This window comes from Streptomyces sp. JLBG701, from assembly GCF_058544905.1.
This window is the reverse complement of the sequence record NZ_CM178588.1, coordinates 9,651,760-9,672,468: the sequence shown is the minus strand read 5'-3', so window position 1 is coordinate 9,672,468 and position 20,709 is coordinate 9,651,760. Positions and strand designations below refer to the sequence as shown.

18 protein-coding genes are annotated in these 20,709 nt (G+C 71.3%); 13 read left to right on the top strand and 5 right to left on the bottom strand.

All coding sequences use genetic code 11. From position 1 onward, the window contains the following. Nucleotides 1-213 precede the first annotated feature (213 nt). Nucleotides 214-1,206 carry a DUF2510 domain-containing protein gene (locus AC5DRG_RS44245; RefSeq protein ID WP_491805614.1) on the top strand — a complete coding sequence of 331 codons (993 nt, stop codon included), beginning with the start codon at nt 214-216 and terminating at the stop codon, nt 1,204-1,206. 153 nt (nt 1,207-1,359) lie between these two features. Here AC5DRG_RS44245 and AC5DRG_RS44240 read toward each other — a convergent pair whose 3' ends face one another. Further along, nucleotides 1,360-1,974: a TetR/AcrR family transcriptional regulator gene (locus AC5DRG_RS44240; protein WP_491805613.1), complete on the bottom strand. Its 615-nt coding sequence runs from the start codon at nt 1,972-1,974 to the stop codon at nt 1,360-1,362. 238 nt (nt 1,975-2,212) lie between these two features. Here AC5DRG_RS44240 and AC5DRG_RS44235 point away from each other — a divergent pair, with 238 nt between their 5' ends. Then, the gene (locus tag AC5DRG_RS44235) at nt 2,213-3,010 is read left to right on the top strand and encodes a phosphatase PAP2 family protein (protein ID WP_491805612.1); all 798 of its coding nucleotides are present in this window, start codon (nt 2,213-2,215) and stop codon (nt 3,008-3,010) included. Further along, on the top strand, nt 3,007-3,963 hold the full coding sequence (locus AC5DRG_RS44230; RefSeq protein WP_491805611.1) for a DMT family protein: 957 nt from the start codon (nt 3,007-3,009) through the stop codon (nt 3,961-3,963). The genes AC5DRG_RS44235 and AC5DRG_RS44230 overlap by 4 nt, the downstream gene beginning before the upstream one ends. Nucleotides 3,964-3,969: 6 nt before the next feature. Here AC5DRG_RS44230 and AC5DRG_RS44225 read toward each other — a convergent pair whose 3' ends face one another. After that, the gene (locus AC5DRG_RS44225; RefSeq protein WP_491805609.1) at nt 3,970-6,021 is read right to left on the bottom strand and encodes a phosphocholine-specific phospholipase C; all 2,052 of its coding nucleotides are present in this window, start codon (nt 6,019-6,021) and stop codon (nt 3,970-3,972) included. A gap of 402 nt (nt 6,022-6,423) precedes the next feature. Here AC5DRG_RS44225 and AC5DRG_RS44220 point away from each other — a divergent pair, with 402 nt between their 5' ends. From AC5DRG_RS44220 to AC5DRG_RS44180, 9 genes are all read left to right on the top strand, one after another. Beyond that, nucleotides 6,424-6,942, top strand: coding sequence for a hypothetical protein (locus tag AC5DRG_RS44220; RefSeq protein ID WP_491805608.1), 519 nt, complete (start codon nt 6,424-6,426; stop codon nt 6,940-6,942). Nucleotides 6,943-7,394: 452 nt separating this feature from the next. Further along, nucleotides 7,395-9,539 (top strand): hypothetical protein, encoded by a 2,145-nt coding sequence (locus AC5DRG_RS44215; protein WP_491805606.1) that lies wholly within the window; start codon nt 7,395-7,397, stop codon nt 9,537-9,539. Nucleotides 9,540-9,627: 88 nt separating this feature from the next. Then, nucleotides 9,628-11,154, top strand: a complete 1,527-nt coding sequence (pelF, locus tag AC5DRG_RS44210) for a GT4 family glycosyltransferase PelF (protein WP_491805604.1) — start codon at nt 9,628-9,630, stop codon at nt 11,152-11,154. Then, nucleotides 11,151-12,560: a hypothetical protein gene (locus AC5DRG_RS44205; RefSeq protein ID WP_491805602.1), complete on the top strand. Its 1,410-nt coding sequence runs from the start codon at nt 11,151-11,153 to the stop codon at nt 12,558-12,560. Before pelF ends, AC5DRG_RS44205 begins: the two co-directional genes overlap by 4 nt. 102 nt (nt 12,561-12,662) lie before the next feature. Further along, entirely contained in the window at nt 12,663-13,664 is a 1,002-nt protein-coding gene (locus AC5DRG_RS44200) for a GDP-mannose 4,6-dehydratase (protein ID WP_491805600.1), read from the top strand. Between the two features lie 41 nt (nt 13,665-13,705). Then, the gene (locus tag AC5DRG_RS44195) at nt 13,706-14,419 is read left to right on the top strand and encodes a nucleotidyltransferase family protein (protein WP_491805598.1); all 714 of its coding nucleotides are present in this window, start codon (nt 13,706-13,708) and stop codon (nt 14,417-14,419) included. Between the two features lie 7 nt (nt 14,420-14,426). After that, nucleotides 14,427-15,353: an NAD-dependent epimerase/dehydratase family protein gene (locus AC5DRG_RS44190; RefSeq protein ID WP_491805596.1), complete on the top strand. Its 927-nt coding sequence runs from the start codon at nt 14,427-14,429 to the stop codon at nt 15,351-15,353. Next, entirely contained in the window at nt 15,350-16,012 is a 663-nt protein-coding gene (locus AC5DRG_RS44185) for a spherulation-specific family 4 protein (protein WP_491805594.1), read from the top strand. Before AC5DRG_RS44190 ends, AC5DRG_RS44185 begins: the two co-directional genes overlap by 4 nt. After that, nucleotides 16,009-16,956 carry an endo alpha-1,4 polygalactosaminidase gene (locus AC5DRG_RS44180; RefSeq protein ID WP_491805592.1) on the top strand — a complete coding sequence of 316 codons (948 nt, stop codon included), beginning with the start codon at nt 16,009-16,011 and terminating at the stop codon, nt 16,954-16,956. The genes AC5DRG_RS44185 and AC5DRG_RS44180 overlap by 4 nt, the downstream gene beginning before the upstream one ends. Here the strand turns inward: AC5DRG_RS44180 and AC5DRG_RS44175 are convergent, their stop codons facing one another. Genes AC5DRG_RS44175 through AC5DRG_RS44165 form a run of 3 tightly spaced genes read right to left on the bottom strand, consistent with a single transcriptional unit; the run spans nt 16,957 to nt 19,621 of the window. Further along, nucleotides 16,957-17,445: a hypothetical protein gene (locus AC5DRG_RS44175; protein ID WP_491805590.1), complete on the bottom strand. Its 489-nt coding sequence runs from the start codon at nt 17,443-17,445 to the stop codon at nt 16,957-16,959. Next, the gene (locus AC5DRG_RS44170; protein ID WP_491805588.1) at nt 17,442-18,926 is read right to left on the bottom strand and encodes an ATP-binding protein; all 1,485 of its coding nucleotides are present in this window, start codon (nt 18,924-18,926) and stop codon (nt 17,442-17,444) included. The genes AC5DRG_RS44175 and AC5DRG_RS44170 overlap by 4 nt, the downstream gene beginning before the upstream one ends. Then, on the bottom strand, nt 18,923-19,621 hold the full coding sequence (locus AC5DRG_RS44165; RefSeq protein WP_491805587.1) for a response regulator: 699 nt from the start codon (nt 19,619-19,621) through the stop codon (nt 18,923-18,925). Before AC5DRG_RS44165 ends, AC5DRG_RS44170 begins: the two co-directional genes overlap by 4 nt. Nucleotides 19,622-19,782: 161 nt before the next feature. Between AC5DRG_RS44165 and AC5DRG_RS44160 the strand changes: the two genes are divergently transcribed. Then, nucleotides 19,783-20,703 carry a DUF3152 domain-containing protein gene (locus AC5DRG_RS44160; protein WP_491805585.1) on the top strand — a complete coding sequence of 307 codons (921 nt, stop codon included), beginning with the start codon at nt 19,783-19,785 and terminating at the stop codon, nt 20,701-20,703. The last annotated feature ends 6 nt before the right edge of the window (nt 20,704-20,709 follow it).

Below are 20,709 nucleotides of genomic sequence, written 5' to 3'. Positions count from 1 at the left end.
GGCAGCTATTGCCGTCACGGGTGACTTCGGACACGGCAGGACGACGCGGAAGGCCCGTGACCAGGCTCTGTGAAGGTAACCGACAGTCAACAGCCGCCGCGAAAGGGAGGATTGTCCGCTATCGATGGATCATTTGGGGCGGCCCGAGGCCTCCGTGGAAGTCGGTCCGGATCCTCTCATCCCGCTTTCACCGACACCTCATACGGTGGGGGCATGACGCAGGTGACTCCTCCCGGGTGGTACCCCGACCCAGGGCAGACAAGTGACGGTCCCGCCACCGAACGCTGGTGGGACGGCAGTACGTGGACGGACCAGACCCGCCTCGCCGGGTCGGCCGCCGAATGGGGTCCCCCGGGGCAGCCGGCCGGGGCCTACCCGGCGTATCCCGCCGCACCGCCGGGCGGTTCGCGGCGCGGTCTGCGCACGGGCATAGCCGTGGCGGCGGCCGTCGCGGTCCTCGCGAGCATAGGCGTGGGCGTGTTCGCGCTCACCGACAACGGCGGCTCCGGCAGCGACGACGCGGGCAACTCCCAGCAGGTCCCGGGTGGTCAGGGCGGCCAGGGCGGTCCCGGCGGCCAGGACGGTTCGACGGGCGGTCAGGGCGGTCCCGGCGGCGGTACGGGTGGCCAGGGCGGCACCGAGAGTCCCGCGCCTCAGGGGTCCGAGGCTCCGAAGATCGAGAGCGGCTCGGTGACCGACGCGGTCAGCGGGATCAGCATCCCGATCCCGGACGACTGGTACGGCCAGGAACTCAGCGTCGGCGCCTCGGTGACGTCCAACGACTCCTACAACTGCCCCGGCGAGACCTCCCAGACGTGCACCAAGGGCGGCGCGTACTCGGCGCCCGCGCTGGTGCTGGGCACGGCGGGCAGCACGGCCGAGGCGGTCGCGAAGGCAGACATCGCGCAGAACGCCGAGGAGTCCTACGGCGGCACCACCTACGGCAAGATCACCTCGCACAAGGTGCTGGCCTCCAAAGCGGTGACGGTGGCCGGACAGAAGGGCTATCTGGTCCGCTGGCAGGCGGTCACGAGCAAGGGCGCCGACGGCTATGTCGAGTCGCTCGCCTTCCCGTCGCCGGCCAGTTCCTCGCAGATCGTCGTCGTCCGCTTCGGTGTGGACGTCGGGGAGAAGCAGTCGGTGATCGACGAGATCACCGCGGGCATCAAGGTGTCGTCGGGCGGCGGCAGCGGCCAGGACGTCTGATCGGCCCCGGCACGCACCCATAGGTCGGCCGGGTGGGGCGCCTCTCCGCTCAAGAGGAACCCCACCCGGCCGGGGGGTGCGCGCCGCCCCCGTCCCCACGGTGCGGCGCGAACAGGTCACCGTCCAGTCATCCCGTGGACGGCGGCCTGAGTCTCAGGTGAGGCCCAGCGCCGGGAGCACGGCGGCCTCCAGGAAACGGACGAGGTAGTCCGGGTCGGCGTGCTCGCCCTCCAGGATGGGCCGCACGCGCATGACGCCGAACATCTGCGCGGGCACGTATTCCAGCGCCGGGTTGTCGGCGGCGATCTCGCCGCGCTCCACCCCGCGCCGCAGAATCTGCCGCAGCGCCTCGATCTCCGGCTTGACGAGCGCCTCATGCAGCGCCTGCCGGAGTTCCGCGTCCTGCATGACGGCGGGGCCCAGCGCCTGGAGCAGGTTGGTGTCCTTGCCCGACCACGCGCCCGCGAGCCGCGCGGCCGCGCGCAGGTCCCCCGCGAGCGAGCCGGTGTCGACGCCGGCGAAGCGGGCCTGGCCGGTGGCGCGCAGCGCGGCGGCCACGAACTGGGGTTTGGTCTTCCACTGCCGGTAGAGCGTGGACTTGCTGCACCGCGTGCTGCTGGCGACGCCCTCCATGGTGACGGAGTCGTAGCCGCAGTCGCGGATCTGGTCGAGCACGGCGTCGAAGAACTCCTGCTCACGCTCGGGCGTGATCTTGGAGCGGCGCGAGGCGGCGACCGTTTCCGGTCCGTCCGCGGCCTGCGACGTCATCGTCACTTCTCCTCACTCGGGTTGGAATGTCCGAAGGCCCGGGGGCCTTGTCTCCAGTGTGTCCTACGTCAATCGATACGCCACTGTACCGGTACTCGACCGTTTCGGTACAGTGGCGTATCGGTACACTCACGTATCGGAACGAATTCGTATCGATGAAGCGTACCGATGAGTCCCGGCCACGAAACGGGTCAGAGGCTCACCAGCACACGCACGAACGGCAGCAAAGGGGCCGGGCATGAAGGGCGACACCGAGCCTGGGGAAACGGAGGCCGACGCCGAAGGGCGGCCTCCGCTCGTCCGTGAGCTCCTGCTTGTCGTGGGGCTTTTCCTCGTCTACAAGTTCGGCCGGCAGCTGGCCACGGGCCACACCGGCGAGGCCTTCCGCAACGCGCACCACGTGTGGGACCTGGAACGAGCCGTCCATCTGCCCGGCGAGGGCGACGTGCAGTCCGTGCTCCTGCACGGCGACACCCTCATACACATCGCGAACACCTACTACGCGACCGTCCACTTCCCGGCCACCGCGGCCTTCCTGATCTGGCTCTACCTGCGGCGCCCGGCGCACTACGTCTGGGCCCGCAGGGTGCTGGCCGCGGTCACCGCCGCCGCCCTGGTGGTGCATCTCACGTTCCCGCTGGCGCCGCCGCGGATGCTCGCCGCCACGGGCCTGGTGGACACCGCCCGGGTGTACGGGCCGTCGGTGTACGGCCCGCCGCAGACCGACACCCTCTCCAACCAGTTCGCGGCGATGCCCTCGCTGCACTTCGGCTGGGCCCTGATGGTGGCGATCGGCCTGATCGTGGCGACCCGATCGCGCTGGCGCTGGCTGTGGCTGCTGCATCCGCTGCTGACGCTGCTGGTGATCGTGGGGACGGCGAACCACTACTGGCTCGACGCGATCGTGGCGGGGGCCATGCTCGGCCTCGCGCTCGCGGTGATCCACCTGCCGCACCGCACCGCGACCACGGCGGGACGCGGCCGGCGGACCCTCGTACCGGCCGAAGAGCCGGCCCTCGTGGGAGCGGGCCCATGAGCGCCACCCTCGTCGCCGTCGTCCTGTCCCTGTTCTCGGCCGTCGCCTACGCCGCCGCGGCCGTCGCCCAGGAGCGGCTGGCCTCCCGGAACTCCGGCACGGGCCTGCGGCAACTCCTGGGCCGGGGCGCCTGGTGGTCCTCGGTCGGGCTCAACGCGTCGGGCGCGGTGCTGCATGTCGTGGCCCTCAGGTACGGCCCGCTGACCGTGGTGCAGCCGCTCGGTGCGCTCACGCTGGTCGCCGCGGTGCCGATGGGCGCGCGGGTGGCCGGGCGGAAGGTCAGCGCGGTCGAGTGGCGCGGTACGGCGTTCACCCTCGTCGGCCTGGCCGCGCTGCTGGTGGCGGCGTCCGGGCCCGAGCCCGACCAGGTGCTCAGTGTTCCCGAGGCGCTGTCTGTCGCGGGCGTGACGGCGGTGCTGATCGGCGGGCTGGCCCGGCCTGGTGGTCGGCCGGGGCTGCGGCACGCCGCCGCGTCCGGGTTCGCCTCGGGCGTCGGGTCCGCGCTCACCCAGACCGTGACGGTCGCCGCGACGGACCGCTCGGGCCCGCTGCTCAGCTGGCAGGTGGTCGGGATCGCGCTGCTCGTCGCGTTCTTCGCGGTCGGCGGACTGCTGCTGTCGCAGACCGCCTACCGGGGCGGCCTGGACGCCCCGCTCGCGATGGTGACCCTGGCGAATCCGGTGGCCGCCGCGCTGATCGGGCTCTGTCTGCTGGGCGAGCGGTTGCAGGGCGGCGCGCTGGGCGTGCTGATCGCGCTGGCGGGAGCGGGGCTCGCGGCCTGGGGGGTCGTACTCCTGACCCGGATGACGCCCGCCCCCGCGCCCGATCACGCCCTGGACCACGAGGACGACCATCCCGTGGCCGCGGTACTGGCGCTGCAGGCGGAATCGGCGTCGGTCGAACCGGCGTTGGTGCCCCGGCAGACCGAACCGGGGCACCTCACCGCGCTGTGACGAAGGTCAGCCGCTCACGATCGCCGGGTCGCTGACACCGGGGCGCCCGTTCTCGACGTGACCGGTGAACCGGCGCAGGAAGGTCGCGTCCGCGTCGGACGTCACGGTCAGGTCGTACCAGCGCCTGGTCGCGGCCAGGTCGACCGAGTGCCGCACCGTGGCACCGGGACGCACCTTGAAGGTCTGCGGACGGCCGCCGTAGCCACTGACCACCTTCAACTGCACTGTGCCGGAGCCCTTGTTGGTGAAGGTCAGCTCGACGCAGTCGCCGTGGTGCCGCGCGGTGACCTCGGGGCCGGCCTTCTTGTTCGGGCCCTTGAAGACGCGCAGGAAGCCGTTGGGGCCGTGCACGGTCAGGTCGTACGAGCCGCTGGAGTACGCCGAGTTCCAGGTGTCGGCGACGGTCTTGCCGGCCTCGGTGGTGTACGTCCAGGAGCCGTCCGTGCGGTTGCCGGAGGTGACCAGGAAGGCGGCGCCGGCCTTCGCCCCGGAGGCGAAGGTGAGGGTGAACTTTCCGGCCGCCGTGTCCGCCGAACCGTCCACGAACGGCGCGTACTTGAGGGGGCGGGCCAGGCGCAGGCCGCGCTCCTGCTTGGGCAGGACCGGGTTGGCGGGCGGGGTCGGCACGTAGTCGGGGTGGCGGACGTTGTCCGGGGGCTGGTAGCCGTCGGTGTCCGGGAGCGCGACCGGCTTGGTGTCCTTGCGGGAGAAGTCGAAGGCCGAGGTCAGGTCGCCGCAGACCGCACGCCGCCAGGGCGAGATGTTGGGCTCGTGCACGCCGAAGCGGTTCTCCATGAACCGGATGATCGAGGTGTGGTCGAGCGTCTCCGAGGTGACGAAACCGCCCTTGCTCCAGGGCGAGACGACCAGCATCGGCACCCGCTGGCCGAGGCCGTACGCGCCGGCGACATGGCTGCTGTCGCCGGTGAAGAGGTCGGGGCCCACGTCGACCGTGGACTTGCCCTGCGCGGCGGAGGCGGGCGGGAACGGCGGGACCAGGTGGTCGAAGAAGCCGTCGTTCTCGTCGTAGGTGATGAACAGGGCCGTCTTCGCCCACACGGCCGGGTCTGCGGTGAGCGCGTCGAGGACCTGGGCGACGTACCAGGCGCCGTAGTTCGCGGGCCAGTTCGGGTGCTCGGTGAAGGCCTCGGGGGCGACGATCCAGGAGATCTGCGGCAGCTTGCCGCCGTTCACGTCGGCCTTCAGCTGGTCGAAGAAGCCCTCGCCCTTGCGGGCGTCGGTGCCGGTGCGGGCCTTGTCGTACAGCGGGTCGCCGGGCTGGGCGTTGCGGTACTGGTTGAAGTAGAGGAGCGAGTTGTCGCCGTAGTTGCCGCGGTAGGCGTCCTGGATCCAGCCCCAGCTGCCGTTCGCGTCGAGGCCGTCGCCGACGTCCTGGTAGATCTTCCAGGAGACGCCCGCCGCCTCCAGGCGCTCCGGGTAGGTCGTCCAGCCGTAGCCGACCTCGTCGTTGCCGAGGACGGGCCCGCCGCCCTTGCCGTCGTTGCCCGTGTAACCCGTCCACATGTAGTAGCGGTTCGGGTCGGTGGAGCCGATGAACGAGCAGTGGTAGGCGTCGCAGATGGTGAAGGCGTCGGCGAGCGCGTAGTGGAACGGGATGTCCTCGCGGTTCAGGTACGCCATCGTCGTGGAGCCCTTGGCGGGGACCCACTTGTCGTACTTGCCCTCGTTGACCGCGGCGTGTCCGTCGTTCCAGCCGTGCGGGAGGTCCTGGAGGAACGCCATGCCCAGGTCGTCGGCGTCGGGGTGGAAGGGGAGGATGTCCTTCGTGCCGTCCGACTGGTGCCAGACCGACTTGCCGTCTCCGAGGGTGACCGGCCGCGGGTCGCCGAAGCCGCGAACGCCCCGCAGCTTGCCGAAGTAGTGGTCGAACGAGCGGTTCTCCTGCATCAGGACGACGATGTGCTCGACGTCCTCGATCGATCCCGTGCGGTGGTTGGCCGGGAGCGCCGCGGCACGCTCGATGCTGCTCGACAGTGCGGTGAACGCCGTGGTGGCGCCCGCGAGTTGGAGGAAGCGGCGCCGGTTGACTTCGGACATGGGTGAGGGACCTCTCGTCCTGCTGGAGTTCCAGGCGGTTACGTCTGGCCGGATCGGTGACGGAATGCGCGCGGTTGGAGTGTTCCAAGAGCACCAAACGTCAGGGAAGGGTCCGGTGACCCTGATGTGAAAGTCGTCGGTACGTGAGGTGTGCGGGTGCGGACCCGTCCCGTGCGGTATTCGCCAAATCCATTCAATGGCCACGCGAAGCCGTCCGGCACCACCCGCCCCACGCGGCCAACTCCCCCACACCTGCGGTGCCTTGCAGCGTTGCGCGCGGCCGCATCCCGTGACGACCCGGATACACCGCCTTCACAAGACGTACACTTTCGGCCGACGGGCGTTGCCTGTGCTCCGGGCGGGGCAGACGGTGCGCTCGACGCCTGCTTAGCCTCCCGAGCCATGCGAACCACACTGCTGAGACGCCTCGGTCTCACCGCCGTCTTCGCCCTTGCCCTCGCCCTGTTCGGCCTGGCCCCCACCGCGAGCGCGGCCGAAGCCGACCTGACGTTCACCACCGACACCGCGACCACCACCCCTGGTGGCACCGTGAACCTGTCGATGACCCTCACCAACAACCAGACCTACGACATCTGGTTCGTCTACCAGACGATCGACCCGACGTGGCTGACCACCCAGCGGCCCGATCTGAAGTACAGCTTCACCGGCTGCAGCCTGGCCACGGACGCAGGCCCCACCGCCTGCTCCGGCACCGGCCCCGCCAACCTCGGCACCAACTACGGCGCGACCATTCCGCCCGGCCAGAGCCGGACCGTCACTCTGACCCTTCAGGTCGCCGCCGACTCCGGCTGCAGCGGCAACATCGGCTTCTACTCGTACTACTACGCCGAGTTCAGCGACAGCACGAGCGTCAGTGGCGGCCCGGTCTACACGCCCGAGACCCGCGTGGTCTGCCCCTGAGAGACGGTATGACGAGCCGCTGACGGCGGCCGGTCCGCGCGGCGCGCGCGGACCGGCCGCCGTCCACATACCGAGACTCAAGTTGGCCCAAATCCGGACGGAAACGCTGCGGACATCTCGGTCCGGATCTCGACGGTCCAGCTCGGCCGCCCGGGGCCCCGCACATACCCTGACCGGGCCGGGATCAGCCCACAGGACCGTTCGCGTGCACCCCGACCGCCCCAACTCGGTTCCCGGCAAGGGACGTTCGGGGCGCCGCGCCCCCAGATGGACGCCGCGCTTTTCCGTCACGTTTCGCCGAATGACCACGAAAGCTACACAGGCACACCACGATGTGTCGCGACTGATGTGCTGACGACTGGCGTCTGAGGGGGGCGTGGCGTCGCACAGGGGGTGCGTCCGCTCCGACGGGAGCAGTGCTCACCCCTGCCCGGGGAGGGGACAACACCGCAATGCAGCGGACCATACGCACGACCGCGCTCACCGTGGGCGCACTCATCGCCTCGCTCGCCTTACCCGCCACCACGGCACACGCCGACACGGTCACGCCCCGCGTCGATCTGCGGGTCCTGGTCGTGAGCGACTCGGGACCGTCCACCGAGGCCATCGAAGCCGAACTGGACACGGCCGGAACGCCGTACACGGAAATCAACCTCCAGGACTCCGCGAGACCCGTGATCGACGCGGACTTCCTGGCGGACACGGTGGACGGCGTACCGCGCGCGAAGTTCCAGGCCGTGGTCCTGCCCAACGACAACCCGTTCGCGACGGGCTCCGCCGAGATGGCGGCGCTGGCGGCCTATGAGCAGACGTACGCGATCCCACAGGTCGACGCCTACACCTACGCGCGTCCGGAGGCCGGGCTGCAGTACCCGGATCCGGCCTACGGTGGCTACGCCGGCAGCGCCGACGGGGTGACGGCGCAGGTCACCACGGCCGGCCTCGCGGGACCGTTCGGCTATCTGGACGGGACCGTGCCCTTCGAGGACAACTCCCCCGATGTGGGTGAGAGTTACGCCTATCTGTCGACGCCGGTCACGGGGGCGGACTTCACGCCCTACGTCGACGCGGCCATCCCGGGGCAGTCGACACGGGGTTCGCTGGTCGGCGAGTACCGGCACGACGGGCGGCGCGAGCTCGTGGTCACGTTCGTCTACAACCAGTACCAGCAGCAGTTCCGGCTGCTGGCGCGCGGCATCGTGGAGTGGATGACCGGCGGGGTGCATCTCGGCGCTTCCCACAACTACTTCGCGGTGCACGTCGACGACGTGTTCGCGGCCGACGACCGCTGGGACAGCACCCTCAACTGCACGCCCGGCGACGTCGACTGCACCGACCCGAACGCCACCCCGGACCCGATCCGGATGACCCCGGCCGATGTCGACTACGCGCTCGACTGGCAGAGCGACCACAACATCACGCTCGACATGGTCTACAACGGCTACGGCAGCGTGAGCCAGCGCGAGGACAACGACGGCGTCGACGAGCTCGCCGACCAGTTCGTCGCCGACCGCGACAGTTTCCGCTGGGTCAACCACACCTACTCGCACCCCTATCTCGGCTGCGTCCAGGACGTCACCGTGGTGCCGTGGGTGTGCTCCACCAACACCGACGGCTCCACCGCATGGGTCAGCCAGAGCGAGATCTCCGACGAGATCGCCACCAACCGCATCTGGGGTCAGAGCGTCGGACTCCCGCTGGAGACCGACGAGTTGGTGACCGGTGAGCACTCCGGCCTGAAGATCCTGCCGCAGCAGCCCGAGGACAACCCCAACCTGGCGCCCGCGCTGGTCGCGGGCGGCGTGACCTGGCTCGCCTCGGACAACTCCCGTGATCCCGGGGCGCGTCAGGTCGGTCCCGCGACGACCGTCCCGCGCTACCCGATGAACGTCTTCTACAACGCCGGGCACGCGGCCGAGCAGGTCGACGAGTACAACTGGATCTACACCAGCCGCGCCCAGGGCGGCAGCGGCATCTGCGAGGACAACCCCGCCACCACCACCTGTCTGTCGACGCCGCTGGACACCACCACCGGATACGCCGACTACATCGTGCCGATGGAGACCAGGAACGCCCTCGGGCACGTGCTGGCCAACGACCCCAAGCCGCACTACATCCACCAGTCGAACCTGGCCGAGGACCGCATCGCCTATCCGGTGCTCAGCGGCGTCATCGAGGGCTACAACGCGCTGTTCGCGGACAGCACCCCCGTGGTGAACCTGCGGATGAAGGCCATCGGTGTCGAGACGCAGCGGCGCGCGGCCTGGGACGCGGCACTCGACGCCAGCCAGGTCACCGCCTACCGCGTCGGCGACACGGTGACCGTCGAGGCGCCCGACGGGCTGGCCGTGACCGCGACCATGCCCACCGGCACCACACAGGGCACCGCCGCCTTCGGTGACGCCTACGCGGGCGAGGTGTCCGGCTGGACCACCTCGGCCGGCACGCCGTTCACGCTCACCCTGCCGTCGTCCACGGCAGCTCTGTCCACGGACACGGCCGTCGACGCCACCGACACGGCTACGACGTCCACCACCCCCTCGACCCTGGTGCCCGCCGGCGTGACCGAGCAGGTGCCGTACGTCCCGGAGAACTGAGCGCGGCCCGCAGCACGACGGTTCCGGCCGCACCCTTCGCGGCCGGGACCGGAACGACCGCCACCGACCTCGGACGTGGAGCACACCCATGCACGTTCACCACGGCGCGCGCCGCTCCGGCTCGACGCGCGTCACCCTGCTCACCGAAGGCACCTACCCGCACAGTCACGGCGGGGTGAGTGTCTGGTGCGACCAGCTCGTCACCGGCATGCCCGACCTCGACTTCGAGGTCGTCGCCGTCACCGGAACGGGTCGTGAGCCGACCGTGTGGGACATCCCCGCGCACGTCTCGCGCGTCGTGTCCGTCCCCATGTGGGGGCCGGCGCCCGACGGCCGCGCCCCGCGCGGCAGAGGCCGCAACCAACTGGCCGTCGCCTACGAGCAGTTCCTCACGGCGCTCCTCGACCCCTGTGCCGAGGACGGGTTCGCCGCCGCCCTGTACACGATGGCCCGGGCCGCGGCGGACGGGACGTTGAGTCCCTTCCTGCGCGGCGACGCGGCGATCGGCATCCTCACGTCGGTGTGGAACCGCCCGGGCCTGGCCGTACGGGAGGCCCGCCCGAGCCTGCACGACGCGATCACCGCGACCGCCCTCCTGGAGCACGCCCTGCGGCCCCTGGCCACGCCGCTGCCCGAGGACGGGGTGGCGCACGCGGTCAGCGGCGGCGTCGCCGTACTGCCGGGTCTGGCCGCGCTCGAACGGCACGGCGTACCGCTGCTGTTGACCGAGCACGGTGTCTATCTGCGCGAGCGCTACCTCGGCTACCGCACCGCCCCCTACCGCTGGCCCGTGAAGGCCGTCGTCCTGGGCTTCTTCCGGCTGCTGGCCGAGGAGACGTACCGAAGGGCGGCCCTGATCACGCCGGGCAACCGCTACAACCGGCTGTGGGAGGAACAGGGTGGCGCGGACCCCGAGTCGATCCGCACCGTGTACAACGGCGTCGATCCCGGCGCCTTCCCGCCGGCCGGACCCGAGCCGGAGCGGCCCACCCTCAGCTGGGCGGGGCGGGTCGACCCGATCAAGGACCTGGAGACCCTCATCCGCGCCTTCGCGCTGGTCCGGGATCAACTCCCGGACGCGGCACTGCGGTTGTTCGGCGGCACGCCCCGGGGCGGCGAGGTCTACCGGGAGCGGTGCCAGACCCTGGCCGCCGAGCTCGGTCACGGGGACGCGGTCATCTTCGAGGGCCGGGTCGACGACATCAAGGACGCCTACGCCGCCGGGAACGTCGTGATGCTCTCCAGCATCAGCGAGGGTTTTCCGTTCACCCTGATCGAGGCCATGTCGTGTGGGCGGGCGACCGTCTCCACGGACGTCGGCGGGGTGCGGGAGGCCGTCGGGGACACCGGTCTGGTCGTTCCGCCGCGCGACCCGGCCAGGATGGCCGCCGCCGCGCTGGAGCTGCTGGGCGATCCGGAGCGGCGCCGCACGATGGGCGAGGGGGCCCGGCTGCGGGTGATCGAGCAGTTCACGCTGCGCCAGACCGTCGACACCTTCCGCTCGATCTATCTGGAGCTGTCGGCTCTGGGCCGGATGTGGCAGCCGGCCACCGACACGGAGCTCGCCCCGGTGGCCGCCCCGTTGCCCGCGAGGACGGGGAGCCTGGCCGGATGAGCGGACCGATGGAGCTCGAACCGGGCGGCGCCGACGGGGACGTACTGTCCCTCCGGCTGGCCGACACCCGATTACCCGCCGCCCGGGTACCCGGCAACCGCCCCCCGTCCCTGCGCCGCCTGCCGAGCTGGGGCGCGGACCGGCGCGCGGTCGACTCGCTCGCCGCCGAGCTGGCCGACCGTATCGGTCCCGCCGTGCACCCCTACGAGGTCGCCGCACTGTTGGAGTCGGAGGGACTGACCGCCGAGGTCATCCAGGAGCGGTACGGCCACCCGAACCTCTTCTCCCTCGCCACCGCCCTCTACGAGCTGGTCCCGCGCACCTTTCCGGAACCCGCGCCGCCGGCCGACCCCTGGCGCCCGGACCACGTACGGTGCGCACTGCGCGGAGCCCTGTTCGCGCTGCCCGGACTCGCCTACCTGCTCACCGCGCCCCTGTGGCACGCCGAACGCGCCGTGTCCGTCCTGGTCGTGGCCGGGCTCGTCTCCTGGGCCTGGGGGCAGGCGCTGGGCCACCGGGCCTTCCTGCGCATGACCACGGGCCGCCGGGAGGCGGGACGCACCCTCCTCAAGGGCGCACCACTCGGCGCCCTCGCCGCGACGGCCGCCGGGACACTGGTCACCGCGTCCGGCCCGGCAGCCCTGGCCGCGGCAGCGCAGTCGGTGTACCTCGCGGCGGCCGGTGTGCTGCTGGTGCTCGGCGGTGAACGGCTGCTGCTCGCCGCGCTCGGTCCGCTGATCGCCGGTGCCGCGGTACTGCCGTGGTGGGAGCCGGGCCCCGTACTGCGGGCCGGGCTCCCGCTGCTGTCCCTGCTGGGCGCGGTCGCCGCGGCCGGCTGGGTCCTGCGCACGGCCATGGCCAACTCCCCGGCGCCGGGAGCCACCCGGCCGCCGCTGCTGCGGTCGCTGCCGTACGGCCTGTTCGGGCTGGCCGCCGGGTCGCTGGTGCTGCTGGCGGGGCGCGAGGAGCCGTACGCGGTGATCGTGCTGACCGTGAGCATGGGGCCGGCCGAGTGGCTGCTGTACCGGTACCGCGGGCTGTCGGTGGCGGCACTGCGGGCGACCGCCACACCGACCGCCTTCCAGCTGCGTTCGGCGGGCATCCTCGCCCTCTGTCTGTGCGTGTATCTGCTGCCCCTGCTCCCGGCGGCACTGCTCACCGGCTCCGCACCCACCCCGCTGCTGCTGCTCGCGGCGGCTCTGTGGACGGCGTTGCTCCTCCAGGCCTTCGGGGTGGCCTGGCCGCCGGCCGGGGTGTGCCTCGCGGCCGCCGCCGGGGCCGGGGCGCTCACCCTCTACCACCCGCCACCGGGCATCGACGCGCTGTCGCTGTGCTGCGGCGCGGCCGCCCTGTGTCTTACGGCGTGCGTGCTGCGCCTGCTGGGGCGACCCGCACCGCACGCCTGACCTTCCTTGCACAGCTCCACCTCCGCAACGCCGCACGGCACTGCCTCCGGCGGATCCGGAACACCCCCCACCGAAGCACAACCGACCGGAAGGACCTACGAGTTGAGTACCGCACCACTCGCCGCAGTCACCGGAGCCGAGGGTTTCATCGGCTCCCACCTCACCGAGGCGCTCGTCGCCTCAGGGCACCGGGTGAGGGCCATGGCGCAGTACAACTCCTTCTCCTCCTACGGCTGGCTGGAGACCCTGTCGCCGGACGTCCTCGACCACGTCGAGATCGTCCTGGGCGACGTACGGGACCCGGGCTCGGTCCGCGGTCTGCTCGAAGGCGCCGACTGCGCCTACCACTTGGCCGCGCTCATCGCGATCCCGTACTCCTATCAGGCGCCGCACAGCTATGTGGACACCAATGTCACCGGCACGCTCAACGTGCTGGAGGCGGTCCGCGCGCTGGGCACGCCCCGGCTGGTGCACACCTCGACCAGCGAGACGTACGGCACCGCGCAGACCGTGCCGATCACCGAGGACCACCCCATCAACACCCAGTCCCCGTACGCCGCTTCGAAGGCGGGCGGCGACCGGCTGGCCGACAGCTACTACGCGAGCTTCGACACTCCCGTGGTGACGCTGCGGCCGTTCAACACCTTCGGGCCGCGCCAGTCGATGCGGGCCGTCATCCCCACCGTCATCGGCCAAGTGGCCGCCGGGGAACGGACCATCACCCTCGGCGATCTGCGCCCCACCCGGGACTTCACCTACGTCAAGGACACCGCGCAGGCGTTCCTCACGGTGGGCACCGCGCCCGCCGAGCAGGTCGTGGGCCGCACCTTCAACGCCGGTACCGGCGGGGAGATCTCGGTCGGTGACCTCGTCGCGCTGATCGGCAAGGTGATGGACACCGCGCTCGACGTACGCGAGGACACCGCGCGCATCCGGCCCGCCAACTCGGAGGTGATGCGGCTGGTCGCCGACGCGAGCCGGCTGACGGCGGCCACCGGCTGGCAGCCCGCGCACACCCTGGAGGAAGGCCTCGCGCACACCGTGGAGTTCTTCCGCGACCCCGCCAATCTCTCCCGCTACAAGACCGGCATCTACAACATCTGACCCGACCGGCACGTCCACGAAGGACACGAAGGAGGAGTCCCATGCACGCAGTGATCCTGGCGGGAGGCAAGGGCGTCCGGCTGCGGCCCTACACCACCGCGCTGCCCAAGCCGCTCGTGCCCATAGGCGACCAGCACGCCATCCTGGAGATCGTGCTGCGCCAGCTCGCGACGGCCGGTTTCACCCACTGCACCATCGCCATCGGCCACCTCGGCGAGATCATCCGCGCCTACGTCGGCGACGGCAGCCAGTGGGGCATGTCCATCGACTACGCCACCGAGGAGAGCCCCCTGGGCACGATGGGCCCGCTGCTCACCATGCGCGAGCGGCTGCCCGAGACGTTCCTGGTCATGAACGGCGACGTCCTCACCGACCTCGACTACGCGGACGTACTGCGGCAGCACCGCGGCTCCGACGCGCCGCTCACCATCGCCACGTACGCCCGCAAGGTGCACATCGACTTCGGTGTACTGACCACCACCGACAGCCGTGTCGTCGCCTTCACCGAGAAGCCGAGCATGGACTACAACGTCTCCATGGGCGTGTACGGGCTGTCCCGGTCCACGCTCGACGGCTACACCGCCGGGCTGCCGCTGGGCTTCGACGAGCTGGTCCTGGACCTGCTCAAGACCGAGAACCCGCCGCACGCCTACGAGTTCGACGGGTACTGGCTGGACATCGGCCGCCCCGACGACTACGACCGGGCCAACGCCGAGTTCACCAGCCGCAGGCAGATGCTGCTCAAGGGAGCCTGACCACCGCATGCGCATTCTCGTCCTTGGCTTCACCGGCTATCTGGGCGGCCATGTCGCCGAGCACCTGCGCGCCGTGACCGGCGTGCGGGTGCTCGGCGGCGGCCGCACGCCCACCGCGGACTTCGCCGTCGACCTCGCGACCGCCCGCGCGGACGAGCTGGCGACCCACCTGGCCGCCGCGGCACCCGACGCCGTGATCAACTGCGCGGGCGCGACCGGCGGCGACGCGGTGACCCTCACCGAGACCAACTCCCGTGGCCCAGCCGTACTTTGTGCGGCGCTGCGGACGGCGGCACCCAAGGCGCGTCTGGTCCACCTGGGCTCGGCCGCCGAGTACGGCCCCGGCATCCGGGACACAAGAGTGACGGAGTCCGCCGCCACACACCCGCAGTCCGTGTACGGCGCGACCAAGCTCGCCGGCACGATCACGGTCACCGCCTCAAGGCTCGACGCGGTGGTGCTGCGGGTGGGCAACCCGGTGGGGGCCGGCGCCCCGTCGACCGGGCTGCCCGGGCGGGTCGCCGGTGTGCTGCGGGAGGCCGGCCCGGACCCGGAGGCGGTGATCCGCCTCGGCGATCTGTCGGCGTACCGCGACTTCGTCGACGCACGTGACGTGGCGCGGGCGGCGGCGTACGCGGCCATGGCCCCGCAGTCCCTGCCGGGCATCCTCAATATCGGCGGCGGACAGGCGGTTCCGGTGCGAAACCTGGTGCGGGCGCTGGCGCGTGTGGCCGGGTTCCGGGGCCGGATCGAGGAGGACGGCGGCGGATCCGCCCGCTCGGGCGAGGTCTCCTGGCAGTGCTCCGACATCACGGCCGCCGACGACGCGCTCGACTGGCGGCCGTCGTACACCCTCGACGACTCGCTGGCCGACCTGTGGGCGGCGACGTCGGGCACGCACTCCCCCCGCCTGGAAAGCGACCGGGCGCCATGAGCCTGCTGATTCCGCTGTACGTCCATCCGGCCGAGGATCCGGGTGCCTGGCACCGCCTGATCGGGGCGGCCTCCGACACCTACGCGGTGATCCTCAACCCGGCGAACGGCCCCGGTCCGGGCCCCGACCCAGCGTTCGCCGCGGCGGCCGGGGCCCTGCGCACGGCCGGGGCCCGGCTGCTCGGGTATGTCGACACCGACTACGGCGGCCGTGCCCTGGCCGAGATGACGGAGGAGGTCCTCAAGTACCGCGAGTGGTACCAGACCGACGGCTGCTTCCTCGACCAGGTGACAGCGGATCCGGGCGAACTGCCCGCCTGCAGAAGGCTGGTGCGGGCCGTACGCCGGCTCGGCACCGCGCCCGTCGTGCTGAACCCCGGCGCCCACCCGGCGCCGGGGTACGCCCGCGTCGCCGACCTGCTCGTCACCTTCGAGGGCCACTGGTCCACGTACGTCTCCGCCTTCAGCAGACCGGCGTGGACCTCACGGCACCCACCCGAACGGTTCTGCCACCTCGTCTACGGCGTCCCCGAGGCGCTGATTCCACTCGCCGTCCGTACCGCCGGCGAGCGGGGCGCGGGGGTCGCCGGACCGGTGACGGGTGAACTTCCCAACCCCTGGGCCGAGTTGACGCCCGCTTTGAGGGAGACGGAACGATGACACGACGTATCGCACGCGCCTGCGCCGCTGTGTTGGTGGGCACCCTGGCCGGATGTTCGAGTTCGGACGGCGAGACCGGAGCCGCCGACGGCCGACCGACCTCGGGTACGACGAAGCAGTCGACCCCCGCCGCGAGTCCGAGGCCGACGGCGTCCGGCCCGGTGAAGTCCCCCTCCAACAGCTCGGCCGCACCCACGAGTTCGGCCCCCACAGCCTCCGCCGAAGCCACCGACTCCGCTCAGAAGCAGCGCTGGCGGCCCCGCCCGGGGGTGGCCTGGCAGTGGCAGCTCGACGGGAAGGTCGACACGTCCGTCGACGTACCTGTCTACGACATCGACGGCTTCGAGAACTCCGCGGCGGACGTGGCCCGTCTGCACCGCGCCGGCCGCAAGGTCATCTGCTACATCAACGTGGGCGCCTGGGAGAACTTCCGCCCCGACCAGGACGACTTCCCTCGGTCGGTGCTCGGCGCGTCCAACGGCTGGGCGGGCGAGCGGTGGCTGGACATCCGGCGCCGGAACGTGTTGCGGCCGATCATGGAGCGCCGGGTCGACATGTGCCGGGCCAAGGGCTTCGACGCGGTGGAGCCCGACCTCCTTGAGGGATACGCCGACGAGACCGGATTCCCGCTGACCGCACGCGACCAGCTCGCCTACAACCGCATGATCGCCGGCATCGCGCACGCCCGCGGCCTCTCGGTGGGCCTCAAGAACGACCTCTCGCAGATCCCCCAACTCCTGCGTCACTTCGACTTCGCGGTCAACGAGGAGTGCGCCCAATACGACGAGTGCGGCGAACTCCGTCCGTTCATCGCGGCGGGCAAGGCGGTCTTCCACGTCGAGTACGAGGTGCCGAACAGCGAGTTCTGCGCCGATTCCCGCAAGCTGAAACTGTCGTCCATGCGCAAGAAGCTGGACCTCGGGGTGTGGCGCCGGCCCTGCTGATCAGGAGGGACAGGAATCGCCGGTGCCTTCGGCGTGCCAGGAGTCCGGGACTGTCACGGTCACCGTCGTCGAGGTGCCGTCCGGCGCGGCGTCGGCGGCTGTGCAGATCAGTTGGGTGAGGGCTGTCTCGGTCAACTGCTCGGTGCCCCGCGGGAGTTCGATCGTCACCCGCCCGCCGTCCGTCCGGACCGCGGCGTCCCTCCTCAGCCGCGGAAGCTCGGTGGTGATGCCCTTACCGCGTTCCGCGGCGTCCGGCCCCTGGAACACCTTCTCCACGGCCGACTCGACGCCGACCGGGTCGAAGACGACCTGACGATGGACGGCGATCAGGGTGCCTTCGCTGACGAAGTAGACGACCTCGGCCGGCCGGATGCCGGTCGCGGGCTCCCCGGTCTCCACCACACCGGTCTCGGGGATGCCGCAGGAGGAGAGGAGGAGGACGGTCGCGAACAGCAGCACAGGCCGCAGTGACCGGAGTGCGGGGCTCATGACTCCCCCTGTTCGAGGGACTGTTGCGGAGGCTGAGGCTGTCGCAGCGGGATCTCGACCGTGAACACCGCGCCGCCCTCCGCCCGGTTCGCCGCCCGGACCGTGCCGCCGTGCAGGTGGACGTTCTCGGCCGTGATCGAGAGCCCGAGGCCGCTGCCCTCCGTTCTGGTCCGGGCGGTGTCCGACTTGTAGAAGCGGTCGAAGACGTGGGGCAGGACGTCGGCGGGAATGCCCGGCCCGCTGTCCAGCACCTCGATGACCGCCCACCCCGATACGTCGGCGTCCGCCATCTCCCTCGCGTACAGCCGGAGTTGTACAGGCCGTTCCCCGTGCCGGAGCGCGTTGCCGACCAGGTTGGCGACGACCACGTCGAGGCGGCGCGGGTCGACCCGGCCGCGCAGTTCGCCGGGCCCTGGGAGCCGGGCATCCACCGCGTCCAGCCAGGCGCGGGCGGCGAGGGTGCGCCGGAGGGACTCGGCGAAGTCGATGTCGTCCAGCTGCAGATCCGCGGCGCCCGCGTCGAAGCGGGAGATCTCCATCAGGTCGCCCACCAGACAGGCCAGCTTCACGGTCTCCTCGCTGATGAGCCGTACGGCGGTGGCGGTGTCCGGATCGAGCCCGGCCGCGTCCTCGTCGAGGATGTCGGTGACCGCCGACATCGCGGCCAGCGGGGTGCGCAGTTCGTGCGACACGTCCGCGACGAAGCGGCGGGCGCGGGCCTCCATGCGGCGCAGTTCGGAGACGGACTCCTCCAGGGCCGCGGCGGTCTCGTTGAAGGTGTGCGAGAGATCGGCGAGTTCGTCGGTGCCGTTGACGGCGAGCCGGGTGTCCAGGTGTCCCTCGGCCATCCTGCGGGTGGCCCGCCGCAGCTCCCGCACCGGCCGCAGCACGCCCCGCGCGGCCAGCAGGGCGAGCAGGACGGCGGCGCCCAGCGCGGGCACGACGGCCCGCCCGATGGCGGCGACCAGGGCGTCGACGTAGCCCTGTTCGACGGTCTGCGGCACCGTGAGGAAGACCGCGACTCCGGACGCCGGGTGCTCGGGCATCTCCAGGGTGACGGGCATGCCGACGACGAGCGAGGAACGGCCGTCCGTAGAAACGCGCTGGAAGACGGCGGCCCGGCGGGAGGCCACTGCCGACCGCATGGCGGGGGTCAGTTCGCTGAACGCGTCCCGTGGTGTGGAGGTGGCGCGCAGCTCGCCATAAGTGGCCAGGACCCGCCAGTTCTGCCCCGGTTCCGCGCGGGCCACCTCTGCGGCGACCCACTCCAGGCCGGCCCGGGTCGGCGGGTAACTGATGCCCGCCGCAATGGCGTTGACGTGATAGCGGAGGCGCTTGATCACGGTGTCCTGGCCCTGCTGGAGCACTCCGATGCGGGCCTCGCGGAAGGTCAGGGCGCCCGTGGTCACGGTGGCGACGGCGGCGACCAGCACGAAGGCGACGAGCAGTCGGCCGCGCAGTCCGCGCAGCGGTGGCTTCACCGGGACTGGAACCGGTAGCCGAAGCCGCGCACGGTCTGGATCCAGCGCGGCTGCCCCGCCGGCTCGCCCATCTTGGTGCGCAGCCGCTTGACGCAGGCGTCCACCAGCCGTGAGTCGCCGTGGTAGCTGTGTTCCCAGACCGCCTCCAGCAGTTGCTGCCGGGAGAACACCTGGCCGGGCGAGGCCGAGAGGGTCAGCAGGAGCCGTAGCTCGGAGGGTGCGAGGACGACCGGCTCGCCCTGCCGGGTGACGGTCAACCCGGCCCGGTCGATGGCCAGTTCACCGTCCTCGCCGTGGGTCTCGATCTTCGGTATGCCGCCGTCGGCGGGCGCGCCGCCGACCCGGCGCAGGACCGCGCGGATACGGGCGTCCAGCACACGCGCCTGCACCGGCTTCACGACGTAGTCGTCCGCCCCGGCTTCGAGCCCGACCACGATGTCCGTGTCGTCGCCCCGGGCGGTCGCCATGATGATCGGCACCTGGTCCTCGGCACGGATCCGGCGGCACACCTCCAGGCCGCTCAGCCCCGGCAGCATCAGATCGAGCACGACGACATCCGGCCGGAAGGACCGCAGTTGGGCCAGCCCGTCCTCGCCGGTGGCGGCACCGCTGACATCGTGCCCCTGGCGGCGCAGCGCGAGCAGGACGCCCTCCCGGACGGCGCGGTCGTCTTCGATGAGCAGGACACGTGGCATGTGCACATTATCCGTACGGATCAAGGGAGTTGAGGCGGAGACGGCGTCGGGCCGGGGAACTGTTACGGGACGATCACATAACCCCGCCGAGACTTGACCGTTATATTTTCGTTACCTCTCGGGCTAGATCCCATCACATGGCCTCCACAGCCTTGACGGCCATGACCACGACCACCCACCGTCCGGCGCGTTCGACTCCCCCGTCCCGCCGTCGCCGCAGGGGCCCCGCACACGCCGACGGGCGCGGCCGAACGAGCAAGGGGCCCCTGCTGGCGGGCCTGGCGGCGATCGCCGTACTGGCCTCCGCCACCGCCCTGGCCCTGCACCGGACACCACCGGCAACCTCCGCGACCGACTCCCAGGAGAGCCCCACGGCCACCCCCAGCCGGCCCTCGTCCCGGCCGACGCCGGACAGGTCCACGAAACCGAGCGCCGCGATGGACGGCGACAAAACCGGCGCCAAGGCCGACGGGACGAGCACCCCGTCACCCGACTCCTCCCCCTCGATCACCATCCCGCCCTCGGGCCCCGGCACGTTCACCACCGCCTCCGGCGGCAGCGAGACCGTGGGCCGGGGCAGCCGCCTGCTGCGCTACGAGGTCGTGGTCGAGGACGGACTGACCCAGTCGCCGGCCGACGTCGCCCGGCAGGTGGAGGGCATACTCGCCGACCCGCGCGGCTGGACCGCCGACGGCAAGTCCTCCTTTCGACGCGTCTCCGGCGGCACACCCGACTTCGTCGTACGGCTCGCCACACCGGGCACAGTGGACAAGATCTGCGGCCGGTACGGGCTGAACACCGGCGGCGAGGTCAACTGCAGCGTGGACAAGGACGTCGTGGTCAACCTCAAGCGGTGGCTGCTGGCGACCCCGGTGTACGCCGACGACGTGGACGCCTACCGGGCGCTGATCATCAACCACGAGGTCGGCCACTTCCTCGGCCACGGCCACGTGACCTGCCCCGGCGCGGGCAAGCCGGCCCCGGCGATGATGCAGCAGATCAAGGGCATGCTCGGCTGCACACCCAACGTCTGGCCCTACGACACGAAGGGCCGCCTCATCACCGGCCCGTCGGTGCCCTGACCGGCC